Origin of the sequence: Sphingomonas agri, assembly GCF_038148795.1 — a bacterium.
GTDB lineage: Bacteria > Pseudomonadota > Alphaproteobacteria > Sphingomonadales > Sphingomonadaceae > Sphingomicrobium > Sphingomicrobium agri.
The window spans coordinates 64,006-78,567 of sequence record NZ_JBAPEU010000002.1 but is presented as its reverse complement, the minus strand read 5'-3'; the positions used below and the strand labels follow the sequence as shown (position 1 = coordinate 78,567).

Sequence of the window (14,562 nt, the reverse complement as noted above, 5' to 3'; positions counted from 1 at the left end):
GTCCCTCCCCCGCTTCGGCCCGCACCCGTTATAGTCCCTCTCTAATCGCTTTCGTGAAGCGTCAAAGATGATAAACTGCCGATTGCGATGACACCTACTCCCAAGCGCGCCGAACAATTGCCGCAGGCGCAAGAGGCGGCTGAACCGATCGAGCTGCTCAGTGCGGCCGCGGATTTCGTGGAACCCTCGTTCGACGAGAATCAATGGCGCGAGCAGAATGCGGAGGAGCGCGGGGCCGGAGGCCGGCAAGTGCTCGGCATCGCCTTGTCTGCGCTTGCGATTCTCTGGCTGGCTTACACGGCCTGGTCGGCTGGGCGCGTGCTTGGCGGTCAGCCGCTGTCCTCGCCGCAGATTGCGCAATGGATTGCCGTTGCTGCTGGCCCGCTTGCCCTGCTTGGGCTTTCCTGGCTGATTTTCGGCCGCACGCGCCGCAAGGAAGCAGAGCGATTTACCCGCTCGGTGGTCGTGATGCGCACCGAGGCCAGGAGCCTCGAGGCACTCCTCGAGGTTCTTTCACAGCGGATCTCGGACAGCCGATCCGAGCTGACGATGATCGCTCAGCACCTGATGCAGCTTGGCGATGAGGCTACTGGAAAACTCGGCGGAATCACCCGCGAGTTCGATGGGAGCAGCGAACGGCTGCGTCACCATGGCGAGGCGCTGGACCGCGCGGCGGAATCGGCGCGCAACGACATTGCGGTCCTCCTCGAGGATCTCCCTCGGGCCGAGCAGACGACGCGCGCCCTTGCGGAGGAGTTGCGTTCGGCGGGGGCCGAATCAGCCGACAAGGCCGGGTTGTTCGGCCAGCAGGTCAACGACCTTGCCGAGCGTACGCAAAGTGCCGACGAGCTCATCGCGGAAGTCACTGGCAGGCTCACAGCAAAGCTCGCCGAAATCGAAGCTGCCAGCGCAGCGGCCGTCGGGCGCGCCGGCGAGGCCGAGCGGGCTTGTTCGGGAACGCTCGATGCATTGCTCGAGCGAACGTCGCTGACGCTCGAACAGATCCGCTCCGGGATCGATGTCCAGTCTGCCGCGGTCGCGGCACTCGTCGCTCAGGCGTCGGCCGGTATCGGAAAGGCCGGTGCGGACGCAGCGGAATCGCTTGCAGCCAATATCAACCAGGCGAGCAGTTCGCTCGGCGGACTGTCGAGCCGCGTGGCCGAGCAGGAACGCGCATCACAGCGCATGCTTGCTGAAATAGAGCGGGGCCTTGCGCTCATCGACGAGCGCTTCACCGAGCTCGCCGCAAATGGCGATGAGCGAGCGAACCGTTTCCTCGAATCACTCAGCCGCGCGCGCGCCGAACTCGATGCTCTTGCCACCCACGCGAGCACGCAGGAGGACGTCATCGGCGCTCTTGCCGAACGTGCCGAAGGCCTGAGGGACAGCATCGATCGCCTCGCCGGGGAAATTCGCGATAATGCTGCCACTGCAATCGACGAAGCCCACGGAGGTGCCGAGCGCCTGATCGCCGCGGCCGCGGCCGCCCGCCCCGAGATCGCATGGCTGCGCGAGGCGACGGCCGAGGCAAGCGAGAAGCTGTCCGCAACGGGTGCCCAGATCGTCGAGCAGCGCGACCGGTTCGCAGGCTTGCTGTCGTCGGTTGACAGCGGCGTCGAGGATGCTCAGGCAAAGCTCGCCCAGCTCGCTTCGACGCTCGTTCAGGTCGAGCGCGAAGTCGCAGGTCTCAGCACCGAAACCGGCCCGGCGCTGGTCGCCTCCATGGTTCAGGTCAAGGATGCAGCCGCCCATGCCGCGGACCGCGCACGCGAAGCCATTGCGGCGGCCATTCCCGATGCCGCCGGTAAGCTTTCCGAAGAAGCGGCGGAAGCGGTTGAACGCGTGATACGCCAAACCGTCGAAGACCAGCTTCGTAACGTTGAAATCGTCGCAACACAGGCGGTGGAATCAGCCCGCACAGCCTCGGACCGGCTGACGCAGCAGATGTTCACGCTCGGCCAGACCGCCTCGGCTCTCGAAGCTCACATCGAGCAGACCAGCAAAGAGCAGCGCGAGAAGGACAGCGAAGCCTTCGCCAAGCGAGTGGCTCTTCTGATCGACTCGATGCATTCGGCAGCGATCGATGTCGGCAAGATCATGGCCGACGAGTTCGACGACAAAGCCTGGAATGCCTATCTCAAGGGCAACCGGGGCGTCTTCACGAGCCGCGCTGTACGGCTGATCGGCGGCAGCGAGGCTCGTGCGATCCGCACGCATTACGACAACGATGCGGAGTTCCAACGCTCGGTCAACCGCTACGTCCACGATTTCGAGGCCATGCTTCGGCGCGTCCTTGCCGAACGTGATGGCGGGATCATCGCGGTAACTCTGATGTCCTCTGACATGGGCAAGCTTTACGCTGCCCTCGCCCAGGCAATCGACAAGAAGCGCTAGAAGATCAGCACGACGGGCAGATGCGGCGATAGAAGTCGAGATCGTCCGGCGTGACCCAGCCGTAGCTCCAGTTTGCATAGTATAACGCAAACAGGATCGCACCGACGATGGCCGCCTTGATCAAGTGACGCCTGAGATCGAAGCGGTGCGGCGCGCTATCTGCCTGGCCCACGACCTTTGGAGTCCCCGCTTCCTCGTCTGTCCTGACGCCGAAGGGCAGCAGCACGAAAGCGCTGAAGGCGAAGAAAAGGAAGTAGATCGCGACGATAGAAGTGAACTGCATTCGCCAGCCTATTGCGCGAGCTGGAGCATCGTCACATCGACCAGCGGCTTCTTACCGGTCCAAAGGGTAGCGCAGCGGCGTACTGCAAGCCGAACGGATTCTCGAACGGCTTCCTCCTTGCCGCCCGGACTGTAGGCACGTGTGGCTGCATCGGTCGCGTCGGCGATAAAGTCCTCGCGGTCCTCCTCGACGGGTACTCCAAATGCCCTGACCAGCGGTGTTCCGGCTAGCCGACCGTCTTCGCCGAGCGGCACTGCGACAGTGATCAGCCCGCCATAGGCTATCCGCCGCCGCTCGTTCACGGTCGAGCCGTTGGCGGGAAGGATAACGTCGCCGTCGAGAACCAATTGGCCCACGCGCACCTCGTCCACCTTCTCCGGCTCCCCCGGCGCCAGGCGGATGACATCGCCGTTCTTCTGGACGATCGTGTGTGGAACTCCGTGATCAAGTGCCAGCCGCGAATGCTCGGCAAGATGCCGGGCCTCGCCGTGAACGGGCACGACGATCTCAGGTCGCACCCAATTGTACATTTCCACCAGTTCGGGACGTCCCGGGTGTCCTGAGACATGAACATGCGCCTGGCGCTCAGTGACGATCCGGACGCCGAGGTCCGAGAGCTGGTTCATGATGCGGCCAATCGCAACCTCGTTGCCCGGAATGATGCGCGAGGAGAAAATCACCGTGTCGTCCGGGCTGAGCTTCAAGTCATGGGTTCCGGCTGCGACCCGGCCGAGCGCCGCGCGCGGCTCTCCCTGTCCGCCGGTGGCTATGACGAGCAGCTGACTGCGCGGCAGCCGCATTGCCTCGTCGAACGATATCGGGGACGGAAAGTCCTGGAGGTAGCCAGTGGCCTGACCTACCCGCAAAATCCGTTCAAGCGAGCGGCCTGCTATGCACACCTGACGGCCTGCCTCGCGCGCGACGCGCCCGATTGTCTGCAGCCGCGCCGCGTTTGAAGCAAAAGTCGTGACGAGCACTCGGCCAGGCGCCTCGGCTACCTTCGCAAATAGGCCCGCGTGAACGCTTTCTTCTGAGCCGGACGGCGCATTCTGAAACACGTTGGTGGAGTCGCACACCAATGCAAGAACGCCCTCATCGCCGATTGCACGAAGCGTGTCGGGGCTCGGCGCCTCCCCGATGACCGGGGTCTCGTCGATCTTCCAGTCGCCAGTATGGAAGACGTTTCCGAACGGGGTCTCGATGAGGAGGCCGTTTCCTTCAGGGATCGAGTGAGACAGTGCAACGAAACTGACGCGAAACGGGCCAAGTTCGATGGTCCCTCCACGCTCGACGATGTTGAGCTTCACCTGTCCGGTGAGGCCCTCCTCCTCGAGCTTGCCGGCGATAAGCCCGGCGGTGAACGGCGTTGCGAACAGCGGCGCCTTCAGCTCCTCGGCCAGATAGGGCAACGCGCCGATATGATCCTCATGACCATGGGTGAGGACGATGCCGGCGAGCCGATCCTGGCGGTTCTCGATGAATTCGAGGTCGGGAAGAATGAGTTCGACACCCGGATAGCTTGAGTCAGCAAACGTCAGGCCAAGATCGACCATGATCCATTGGCCGCGGCAGCCATAGAGATTGACGTTCATGCCAATCTCGCCCGAGCCCCCGAGGGCGAGGAAGAGCAGTTCTTCACCAGGGATCATTTGGGACCGTGTACCGCGAGGTCGTAGAGGAGACTCAACCCCTGGATGGTTAGATCGGGCTCAATCGCGTCGAAGACTGGGGCGTGCCGATCGAAGAGTGTCGCAAGGCCTCCCGTCGCAATGACCGTTATCGGTTCGCCCACTTCCTTTTTGATGCGATGGGTGAGGCCCTCGAGCATCGCCACATAGCCCCAGTAGATCCCGATCAGCATCTGTTTCTGGGTCGTCCGCCCGATTACGCTGGTCGTATCGGGCACCTCGATCGCGATGCGTGGCAGCTTGGCCGCGGCGTCTACGAGTGCATCGAGCGAGAGGTTGATGCCGGGTGCGATGATGCCGCCAGTATAGGCACCTGTGGGACCGACAACGTCAAAGGTGGTCGCCGTCCCGAAATCGATAATCAGCAGATTTCCGTCGTACTTTGCATGGGCGGCGATCGCGTTGAGAGCCCTGTCTGCGCCGACATTCTGCGGTTCGTCCACGTCGAGCTGCAGCGGCCACGCCGCGGCTCCTTGTCCCGCGATGACGGCGACCTTTCTGAAGTATTTTTCGGACAGCACCTGAAGGTTGTGGAGGGCACGCGGCACGACTGTTCCGATGATCACTCCCTCGACGTCATCGCGGGCGAAGCCTTCCAGTTCCAGCAGCTGGTGCAGCCACACGGAATATTGGTCTGCGGTGCGCCGCGGGTCGGTCGCGATGCGCCAACGAGCCTTGATCACGCCCCCGCTCACGAGGGCGAAGACGAGGTTCGTGTTACCTGCATCGATGGCAAGGATCATGGCGGCGCCTTAGGCGAACTGGCGCGAGGCGCAAAGGTCAGGCTGTGGCGACCGCCGCGACCGGCTGAACCTCGACCTCGGCCTCGCCCTGCTTGGACAAGTAGGCGTGAATGGAGGCCACGACCTGCGCTCCGTCTCCGACGGCAGCGGCAACGCGTTTGACCGAACAGGCGCGGACATCCCCGACGGCGAAAACGCCCCGCCGGCTGGTTTCCAGCGGCAACCGGTCATCGTCGATTTCTTCCCCCGCGAACACGAAGCCGCGGCCATCGAGCTTGATCCCGGAATTTCGCAGCCAATCCGTATTGGGTTCGGCGCCAATGAACGAAAAAAGATAGCGCACTGCCCGGCGCGTGGAGGTACCCGAGCTCCGGTCCCGCCAGGTGACGGCCTGAAGGTCGTTTCCCTCCCCCTCCAGCGCGGCGATTTCGCACCCGACGACTACCTCGACGTTGGGAAGCGAGCGAATGCGCTCGACCAGATACTGCGACATCGTATCGTCAAGAGACCGCCGGGCAATGAGGGTAACACGTTTCGCCCTGCTCGCGAGAAAGACGGTCGCCTGCCCCGCGGAATTGCCTCCGCCAACCAGCGCGACTTCCTGGCCCCTGCACAGGTCCGCTTCGAGCGGCGATGCCCAATAATGAATGGACGAGCCTTCATAGTGCTCGAGCTGATCGACCCCGAGGCGCCGGTATCGGGCACCCGTTGCGATGACGACGGTCCGGGCCTGGATCTGCTCATTCGTCGCAAGCTTCACGTGGCAAGGTTCGTTCCCGCATTCGAGCGTGACGGCTTCATCGGGAATGGCGACCTCGACGCCGAATTTCTGTGCTTGGCTGAAGGCGCGTCCCATGAGCGCCATGCCTGAAATGCCCGTCGGGAAGCCGAGGTAGTTCTCGATGCGCGCAGAAGCTCCTGCCTGTCCCCCAAAGGAGCGGCAATCGATGACGAGCACCGAAAGTCCTTCGGATGCCGCGTAAACCGAGCTTGCAAGGCCTGCCGGCCCAGCTCCGATCACCACGACGTCATAGAGGCGCTTGGTGTCGATCGGTCCAACAAGGCCCACGCAGCGGGCGAGCTGGTCTTCAGACGGGTTACGGAGGAGCTGGCCGGTCGGACAAAGGACGATCGGCAGTTCTTCAGGCTCGACGTGGAAGCGCTCGACCAGCGTCTGGGCGCACGAATCCTCCTTGGGATCGAGCTGGTGGAACGGATGCCCGTTCCTTCGAAGGAAATTGGTGAGACGCAAGACATCGGCATCAGCCTCGTTTCCGACGATGATCGGCCCCGCGCCGGTCTCGATCAGGCCGACACGTCTCAGGATCAGGGCTCGCATGATCCGTTCGCCAAGATCAGCTTCGCCGACCAGGACTGCGCGGACGCGCTCCGGGGGGATTGCGACAAGCTCGACGTCGGTGAGCGCGACGGCATCGACGAGGTAAGGCCGGCCCGAGAGCTGCGCCAGCTCACCCATGAAGTTGCCGCGTTCGTGGGTCACGATATGGGAAGGCTGACCGCCGATGTTCTGGCTGATCTCGATCTTGCCTGAAAGCACCAGCCTTAACCCGATCCCCTTGTCGCCAACCCGCGCGACATGTTCGCCCGCCCGATAGGAGCGGCGCTCGCCGAAGCGTGAAAGCCGCGCGATCTGGTCATCGTCAAAGCGCAGGAACATCTGGTCCCTGCGGGTCGCGAAAATATCTGTTCGTTGATCCGTCAATTCGTGTCCCTTGGTGAGGGCGCCGGGCCGGCTCGAAGGGCGGCCCGACAGCTCTTCCTCAACTCACCGGCAGCGGTTCGGCGATCAGTGCAGGCGCGGCCTCGGCCGGCTGTCCCACCTGCTCACCCCGGATGAAAGCGAGAATATCGCGGTTGATGTCGTCGGCATGGGTCGTTGCCATGCCATGCGGATAGCCAGGATAGACCTTGAGGGCGCCGTGTTTGAGTAACTTGATCCCGATGAGCGCGGAATCGGCGATTGGCACGACCTGGTCATCATCGCCGTGCATCAGCAGGACCGGCACATCGATCGACTTCAGGTCTTCCGTGAAGTCGGTCTCGGAAAAGGCCTTGATGCAGTCATACTGCGCCTTGATGCCCCCCATCATTCCCTGACGGAACCAGTTACGGATCACGCCCTCGATCGGAAGCACGCCGGTGCGATTGAAGCCGTAAAACGGACCTGAAGCGATATCGAGGTAGATTTGCGCACGGTTCGCGGCGACCCCGGCCCGATATTGATCGAACGCCTCGATCGGCATTCCGCCGGGGTTGGTGTCGCTCTTGAGCATGACCGGCGGCACTGCTCCGATGAGAACCAGCTTCGCGACACGTCCCGCGTCCGCCCGCGCAACATAATGGGCCGCTTCGCCGCCACCGGTCGAATGGCCGACATGAATGGCGTTCCTGAGGTCGAGTTCGCCCGTCAGTTCCTTCAGGTCAGCGACATAGGTGTCCATGTCGTTGCCGGTGTCGGTCTGGGTCGAACGGCCATGCCCACGACGGTCATGCGCGATCACGCGATAGCCCTGGCCGAGAAAGAACATCATCTGATTGTCCCAGTCGTCAGCGCTCAAGGGCCAGCCGTGATGAAAAAAGATCGGCTGTGCGTCCTTTGGACCCCAGTCCTTGTAAAAGATTTCGGTGCCGTCTGTGGTCGTGATGAAAGGCATGGAGGGTTGGCCTCTGCAGTACGGGGCCCGGCCGGCAGGACCGGTGCTGCGTCTCGTGATCGCGCGCGGCACACCATGATCGGGTGAACCGGCTGGAACGCTTCGACTCGGTCGCGAAACGATGCCCGCCTACTACCAAGCGCGGTCGGCGGCGAGAGCCCGACTCGGCAGTCTACCGAAGGGAGATGTCCCCTGCCCTCACCAGCTCGACCGATCCGTCGTCGCGGCGAAGTCTCAACGCGCCGTCTGCTTCAATTCCGTCAAAGCAGCCGGACAGTGTCTCGGCCGCACTCGCGTGAACTGTAAGACTGGTGCCGACCGGGTGGGCTCTTGCAAGCCAGGCCTGGGCCATGAGTGCCGGTTCGCTCCGGCGCCAAAGCTCAAGCAGCCTTGCAAAGCTGCCGGCAAGCAGCGGCGCGAACACGGCCGGCGTGACCCGTCCCTCGAGGCTCGCGCAGACGCGATCTTCCAGTTTCGGCGCGGAGCCCAGGTTGACCCCGAAGCCCACGGCCACGCGTCCGCCGCTCCGTTCAAGGAGGATGCCGGCAAGCTTCCTCCCTCCGAGCATCACGTCATTGGGCCACTTGAGCATCAGCGAAAGCCCGTGAACCGCAACGTCGATGGCTTCGATAAGCGCAAGGCCGGCCGCAAGTGACAGGCTTTGGGCCGGCGGATCATTCGCGCGCAGACTAACGAGCGTGCTGCCATAAAAATTGCCTTTTGCGGGTACCCAGGCGCGTCCCTGGCGGCCCCTGCCCGCAAGCTGTTCGAGCGCTACCAGCCAATCACCTTCAACGGCTCCCGGATCAGCAATCAGGTCGGTATTGGTCGAACCGGCCTGTTCGACGATCCGGATACGGGTCAGAAGAGGCTTCCAGCTGCCTGGTCGGTCAGCGAGCCCAAGGGACCGATGAGCAGATAGCCAAGGGGTGAGACGATGAGTGCTGCCAACAGTATCAAGGCGCCCTGGAGAGGCTCGCGAACGCGCGCATAGGGCTCAGCCGGCTCGTCCATGTACATCACCTTGACGATGCGCAGATAATAATAGGCGCCAACGACAGTCCCCAGAATGCCCGCGACAGCAAGAGCGACATAACCACTCGCAATCGCCGCCCTGAACACCATCAGCTTGGGCCAGAATCCGAACAGCGGCGGGATGCCGGCAAGGCTGAACATGAAGATCGCAAATGCCATGGCGAAGGCGGGACGCGTCTGGGCGAGCCCCGACAGGCTCGCGATCGACTCAACAGGCCGCCCCTCCTCGTCGCGCATCCACAATACACACAGGAAAGCGCCAAGTGTCATCACGACGTAGACCGCCATGTAGAAGAGCACCGACGATGCGCCGCGCTCGCCGCCCGCCGCAAGCCCGATCAGCGCGAAGCCGACATTGTTGATCGAGGAATAGGCAAGGAGGCGCTTGATGTTGGTCTGCCCGAATGCCGCGACAGCGCCCAGGAATATCGATGCGAGCGATGCGAAAATGACGATCTGGCGCCATGCATCGGTGGCCGGGCCGAGCCCTTCGATGCAGAGCCGGGTCGAAAGGAGTACGGCAGCCGCCTTGGGGGCGGTACCGAAGAACATCGTCACCGGCGTCGGCGCACCCTCGTAGACGTCGGGCGTCCACATGTGGAACGGAACGGCGCTTATTTTGAAGGCAAGTCCCGCAAGCACGAATACCAGACCGAACAGCAGGCCCAACGACGGAGCGCCGCGGCCGAAAGCGGCAGCGAGACCGTTGAAGCTCACGGTTCCTGTAAAACCATAGAGGAGCGAGATGCCGTACAGCAGGATGCCGCTCGCAAGAGCTCCGAGGACGAAATATTTTAGACCCGCCTCGGCTGAGCGTTCGTCCGTCCGGCGGTAAGCGGCAAGCACATATGCGGCGAGGCTCTGGAGCTCGAGACCGACGTACAGCGAGATAAGGCTCGTTGCGGAAACCATCACGCTCATGCCGACCGCTGCGAAGACGATCAGGACCGCATATTCGGCCGAATGCTCATGATCACCGTCGAACCAGCCGTGCGCGGCTATGATCGCCACCGCCGCAGCCGGGAATATGATGGCCTTCCCGAAGCTTGCGAACAGGTCCGCCGACACGAAACCCTCGAAAACGGGGCCGCCGTGCGAGGGTGCACCCACCAGAGCCGCGGTGGCGCCAAGAAGAATTGCGACCGCGAGCCAGTTCGTGAGGGCAGACCCCCGACGTCCGGCAAAAGCCGCCACCATCATCAATATCGTTCCGCCGAACGACAGGATGAGCTCGGGCAAGAGCGGGGCTGCAAAGCGCGGGATCAATGCATTGCTCCATGGTCCATGGACATCGCGCCTTTGCCGAGCGTCACCTTCGAATCACCCGCCGGAGCCGATCGCTCGATCCGCGTGATCAAGCGGCCGACGTCGTTGCGGATCGGCAGCAGGAAGCTCTCAGGATAGATACCCATCCAGAAAACCGCGAGCGCGATGGGAGCAAGGAGCCACCATTCACGAAGGCTGAGATCCGGCATTGCTGCCGCATCGGCATTTCGGCGCGTTCCAAAACAGATACGCCAATAGAGCCAGAGCATATAGGCTGCGCCCAGGATGATGCCGGTCGTGGCGACAATCGCCGCCCAGCTCGACGCGCGATAGGTGCCGATGAGGCTCAGGAACTCACCGACGAAATTGCTGGTTGCGGGAAGCCCGACACTGGCCATGGTGAACACCATGAACAGGAGAGCATAGCCCGGCATGTTGTCGGCAAGGCCGCCGTATCGGTCAATCTCGCGCGTATGCAGGCGGTCATAGACGACGCCTACGCACAAGAAGAGCGCACCCGAGACAAGGCCGTGGCCGAGCATTACCAGCATCGCACCCTCGATCCCCTGCCGGTTCATCGCGAACAGGCCGAAGGTGACGAAGGCCATGTGGGCGACCGAGGAATAAGCGATCAGCTTCTTCATGTCGCGCTGCACGAGCGCGACGAGACTCGTGTAGACGACCGCAATACCCGACAGGACGAACATCAGCGGGATGAACTGCGCCGAGCCTTCCGGGAACATGGGGAGCGAGAAGCGGATGAAGCCATAGCCGCCGAGCTTCAGCAGCACGCCGGCGAGGATGACCGAGCCGGCCGTGGGCGCCTGCACGTGGGCATCCGGAAGCCAGGTATGGACAGGCCACATTGGAAGCTTGACCGCAAAGCTCGCCAGGAATGCCAGGAACAGCCAGGTCTGGGCCTCACGGGAGAAATCGTACGCCATCAGCGCCGGGATCGACGTGGTGCCCGCTGTGCCTGCCATGTAGAGCATGGCAATCAGCATCAGGACCGAGCCGGCGAGCGTGTAGAGGAAGAACTTGTAGCTCGCCTTGATCCGCTCGACCCCGCCCCAGATGCCGATGATGAGATACATCGGGATGAGGCCGCCCTCGAAGAATATGTAGAACAGGAACAGGTCCTGCGCAGCGAAGGAGCCCATGATGAGGGCTTCCATCAGCAGGAAATAGGCCATGTACTCGGGAACGCGCTTCTCGATTGCGCGCCAGCTAGCGCCGACGCAGATTGGCATCAGGAAGGCGGTGAGCACGATGAGCATCAGTGCGATGCCGTCGATCCCCAGCGCCCAGCTAACCCCGCCTCCAACCGGATGGAGCTCTCTGAACTGCCACTGCGCGCCGTTCGGGTCGTACTGCGCCCAGACGTAAAGGCTGAGGGCGAAATCGAGCAGCGTCCCGATGAGCGCGATCCAGCGCGCGGCCTCGGCCTTTGCAAAAAGACACAGCACACCGGCAGCGAGCGGGATGATGATCAGCAGACTCAGCAGCGGCAAAGAAGTCACTTGGCCCACCAGATCGCCCACGTCGCCGCACCGATAAGGCCCAGCAACATCACCAGCGCGTAGGAATAGAGATAGCCCGACTGAAGACGGTAGGTAACGCGGTTGCCAACGCCCACCGCATAGGCGGCACCATGCGGTCCGAAGCGATCGATCGTGCCTTCGTCACCGCCGTGCCAGAACAACCGTCCAAGCCAAAGCGCCGGGCGCACGAAGATGAAGTCGTAGAGCTCGTCGAAATACCATTTGTTGGCCACGAACCGGTACACCGCCGGAAACTGCGCAACGAAGCTGTCGGCGGCGCCGGGCGAACGAATGTAGTTGTTCCAGGCGATCCACAGCCCGATCAGCATGACGATCGAGGGGGTGAGCTTGACCCACAGCGGAGACGCTTCAGCAGCTTCCGCGAGCTCCCTGCTGAACGAGACTGCGCCTCGCCAGAACCCGGGGGCGCTTTCGCCGCCGATGAAGATCGCGTGGAACAGCTGGCCCGCGAGGAGAGCACCGAGCGCGAGCAGCACGATCGGCACCAGCATGGTGAGCGGGCTCTCATGGGGGTGGTAGCCGCCGCTGCCGCTGGGCACGTGACGAGGATCATGGGAGCTGTCGCCATGCTCCTCGTCGGGGGCATCGTGATGGCCGTGCAGCGCATGCTGGATATGCTCTGAGGCAGCCCAGCGCGGCGAACCGAAGAAGGTTAGGAAGATCAGTCTCCAGCTGTAAAAGCTGGTGAGGAGGGCCGCGAGCGAGCCGAGCCAGAAGGCGAAGGTCCCGGGCACACTGCCGTTTGCCCAGGCACTTTGCAGGATTGCATCCTTGGACCAGAAGCCCGCGAAGCCGATGCCTCCGCCCACATCGAGGCCGACGCCGGTGATCGCAAGGGTTCCGACCACCATTACCCAGAAGGTGTAGGGGATCTCCTTCCGGAGGGCGCCGTAATAACGCATGTCCTGCTCGTGGTGCATGGCGTGGATCACCGATCCCGCGCCAAGGAACAAAAGTGCCTTGAAGAAGGCGTGAGTGAACAGGTGGAACATCGCGGCGCCATAAGCGCCGACGCCAGCTGCAAAGAACATGTAACCAAGCTGCGAGCAGGTCGAATAAGCAATCACCCGCTTGATGTCGTTTTGCGCGCACCCGACCGTCGCTGCGAAGATGCAGGTGGCGGCGCCGACCCACGTCACTGCATGCATGGCGGTGGGCGACGTCTCGAACATCGGGGAGAGCCGGCAGACCATGAATACGCCGGCGGTGACCATCGTTGCTGCGTGGATCAGGGCACTGACGGGGGTCGGACCTTCCATTGCGTCAGGAAGCCAGGTGTGAAGGCCGATCTGCGCCGACTTTCCCATCGCGCCGACGAACAACAGCAGGCACAGGAGCGTCATCGTGTCGACGCGCATCCCGGCAAAGCCGATCGTCGAACCCGCCATGCCGGGGGCAGCGTGAAGGATCGCAGGGATCGATACTGTGCCAAAGACGAGGAAGGTGCCGAAGATGCCGAGGCTGAAGCCGAAATCGCCAACCCGGTTGACGACGAATGCCTTGAGCGCTGCGGCGTTGGCGGACGGCTTGTGATACCAGAAACCGATGAGGAGGTAGGAAGCGAGGCCCACCCCTTCCCAGCCGAAGAACATCTGTACGAGGCTGTCCGCAGTGACCAGCATCAGCATCGCGAAGCTGAACAGCGACAGATAGGCGAAAAAGCGCGGCTGGCTCGGGTCGTCCGCCATGTAGCCCCAGCTGTAGAGATGGACGAGGCTCGAGACGCTCGTCACCACTACCAGCATCACCGCAGTCAGGGCATCGACCCGCAGTGCCCAGTCCACTGTCAGCGTCCCTGACTGGATCCAGGTCATGACCGGCACGACCACCGGCCCCGCGCTTCCGCTTATGTACTGGAAGAAGATCGGCCAGCTCAGGAATGCCCCGATAAAGAGGGCACCAGTAGTCAGTGCCTTGGCCGCCGTCCGGCCCATCCATCGTCCTAACAGCCCGGCGAGGATCGCCGCGATCAGCGGCAGGAATACGATCAGAAGGACCGGGTGCATCAGCCGTGCATCCGATTGACATCGTCGACGGCGATCGAGCCCCGCCGGCGGAAGAATATCACGAGGATCGCGAGACCGATGGCTGCTTCCGCTGCGGCGACAGTGAGGACGAACATCGCGAGAACCTGTCCTGTAAGGTCGCCCAGAAAGGCAGAGAATGCGACGAGGTTGATGTTCACCGCGAGCAGTATGAGCTCGATCGCCATCAGCATCAGGATAACGTTGCGGCGGTTGAGGAATATTCCGAGCACGCCGATCGTGAAAAGGATCGCCGCTACGGTGAGATAATGGGTGAGGCCGATCACAGCTTCATCCCCTCGCCAACCGCGGGATCAAGAACCTTCACCGCATCGCCTGGCCGACGCCGCAGCTGGCGCGAGGCTTTGGGCGTCCGCGTATCCGAGCGTCTCCGGTGCGTAAGGACGACGGCGCCGATCATCGCCACGAGAAGGATGAGGCCGGCGAGCTCGAAGGCGAACAGGTACCGGCTGTAGAGGAGTTGCCCCAGTGCCACGATATTGGGGATCGGCGGCTTGGGTATCGCATACCCGCTCATCGTCGGGCCCGCCTTCCACGCATTGCCTGCGATAATGACTTCCCCAAGCAGTACGAGTGCAATGATGATCCCGAACGGCAGGTTGCTGGTAAAGCCGCGCCGCAAGGACGCGAAATCAATGTTGAGCATCATCACCACGAACAGGAAGAGCACGGCGACCGCACCCACGTAGACGATCACCACGAGCATCGCGATGAACTCCGCGCCAAGCAGCAGCATCAGACCCGCCGAATTGAAGAAGGCGACGATCAGCCAGAGCACGCTGTGCACCGGATTGCGCGCGAAGATCACCGCCAGTGCACTGGCGATGGTGAGCGTCGCGAACAGGTAAAAGGCGATGGAAGCAATCAAGCG

The 14,562-nt window shown here is 62.7% G+C and carries 12 protein-coding genes; 1 reads left to right on the top strand and 11 read right to left on the bottom strand.

The window, feature by feature from the left end; genetic code table 11:
* Nucleotides 1–117: 117 nt before the first annotated feature.
* Nucleotides 118–2,394: a coiled-coil domain-containing protein gene (locus V8192_RS07155; protein WP_341632394.1), complete on the top strand. Its 2,277-nt coding sequence runs from the start codon at nt 118–120 to the stop codon at nt 2,392–2,394.
* Between the two features lie 4 nt (nt 2,395–2,398).
* On the opposite strand, the gene V8192_RS07150 is transcribed toward V8192_RS07155, so the two are convergent.
* The 11 genes from V8192_RS07150 to V8192_RS07100 form a co-directional block, all read right to left on the bottom strand.
* Nucleotides 2,399–2,677, bottom strand: coding sequence for a DUF1467 family protein (locus V8192_RS07150; protein ID WP_341632393.1), 279 nt, complete (start codon nt 2,675–2,677; stop codon nt 2,399–2,401).
* A gap of 8 nt (nt 2,678–2,685) precedes the next feature.
* Nucleotides 2,686–4,326, bottom strand: coding sequence for a ribonuclease J (locus tag V8192_RS07145; RefSeq protein WP_341632392.1), 1,641 nt, complete (start codon nt 4,324–4,326; stop codon nt 2,686–2,688).
* Nucleotides 4,323–5,108: a type III pantothenate kinase gene (locus tag V8192_RS07140; RefSeq protein ID WP_341632391.1), complete on the bottom strand. Its 786-nt coding sequence runs from the start codon at nt 5,106–5,108 to the stop codon at nt 4,323–4,325. The genes V8192_RS07145 and V8192_RS07140 overlap by 4 nt, the downstream gene beginning before the upstream one ends.
* Nucleotides 5,109–5,145: 37 nt before the next feature.
* Nucleotides 5,146–6,831 carry an FAD-dependent oxidoreductase gene (locus V8192_RS07135; protein WP_341632390.1) on the bottom strand — a complete coding sequence of 562 codons (1,686 nt, stop codon included), beginning with the start codon at nt 6,829–6,831 and terminating at the stop codon, nt 5,146–5,148.
* Between the two features lie 58 nt (nt 6,832–6,889).
* A complete protein-coding gene (locus V8192_RS07130) occupies nt 6,890–7,783 on the bottom strand; it encodes an alpha/beta fold hydrolase (RefSeq protein WP_341632389.1) in 894 nt (297 codons plus the stop codon).
* Between the two features lie 172 nt (nt 7,784–7,955).
* Nucleotides 7,956–8,633, bottom strand: coding sequence for a biotin--[acetyl-CoA-carboxylase] ligase (locus V8192_RS07125; RefSeq protein WP_341633307.1), 678 nt, complete (start codon nt 8,631–8,633; stop codon nt 7,956–7,958).
* A gap of 11 nt (nt 8,634–8,644) precedes the next feature.
* Complete coding sequence (nuoN, locus tag V8192_RS07120; RefSeq protein ID WP_341632388.1) at nt 8,645–10,084, bottom strand: NADH-quinone oxidoreductase subunit NuoN; 1,440 nt, start codon at nt 10,082–10,084, stop codon at nt 8,645–8,647.
* Complete coding sequence (locus V8192_RS07115; RefSeq protein WP_341632387.1) at nt 10,081–11,604, bottom strand: NADH-quinone oxidoreductase subunit M; 1,524 nt, start codon at nt 11,602–11,604, stop codon at nt 10,081–10,083. Before V8192_RS07115 ends, nuoN begins: the two co-directional genes overlap by 4 nt.
* Nucleotides 11,601–13,652 (bottom strand): NADH-quinone oxidoreductase subunit L, encoded by a 2,052-nt coding sequence (gene nuoL / locus V8192_RS07110; RefSeq protein ID WP_341632386.1) that lies wholly within the window; start codon nt 13,650–13,652, stop codon nt 11,601–11,603. The genes V8192_RS07115 and nuoL overlap by 4 nt, the downstream gene beginning before the upstream one ends.
* Nucleotides 13,652–13,957: an NADH-quinone oxidoreductase subunit NuoK gene (nuoK, locus tag V8192_RS07105; protein WP_341632385.1), complete on the bottom strand. Its 306-nt coding sequence runs from the start codon at nt 13,955–13,957 to the stop codon at nt 13,652–13,654. The genes nuoL and nuoK overlap by 1 nt, the downstream gene beginning before the upstream one ends.
* Nucleotides 13,954–14,559 carry an NADH-quinone oxidoreductase subunit J gene (locus V8192_RS07100; protein ID WP_341632384.1) on the bottom strand — a complete coding sequence of 202 codons (606 nt, stop codon included), beginning with the start codon at nt 14,557–14,559 and terminating at the stop codon, nt 13,954–13,956. The genes nuoK and V8192_RS07100 overlap by 4 nt, the downstream gene beginning before the upstream one ends.
* Nucleotides 14,560–14,562 lie beyond the last annotated feature (3 nt).

What these genes read in the sequence shown, in the direction of transcription:
- V8192_RS07145 (WP_341632392.1), bottom strand. Translation starts at nt 4,326, where the DNA reads ATGATCCCTGGTGAAGAACTGCTCTTCCTCGCCCTCGGGGGCTCGGGC.
- nuoL (WP_341632386.1), bottom strand. Translation starts at nt 13,652, where the DNA reads ATGCACCCGGTCCTTCTGATCGTATTCCTGCCGCTGATCGCGGCGATC.
- V8192_RS07140 (WP_341632391.1), bottom strand. Translation starts at nt 5,108, where the DNA reads ATGATCCTTGCCATCGATGCAGGTAACACGAACCTCGTCTTCGCCCTC.
- V8192_RS07150 (WP_341632393.1), bottom strand. Translation starts at nt 2,677, where the DNA reads ATGCAGTTCACTTCTATCGTCGCGATCTACTTCCTTTTCTTCGCCTTC.
- V8192_RS07130 (WP_341632389.1), bottom strand. Translation starts at nt 7,783, where the DNA reads ATGCCTTTCATCACGACCACAGACGGCACCGAAATCTTTTACAAGGAC.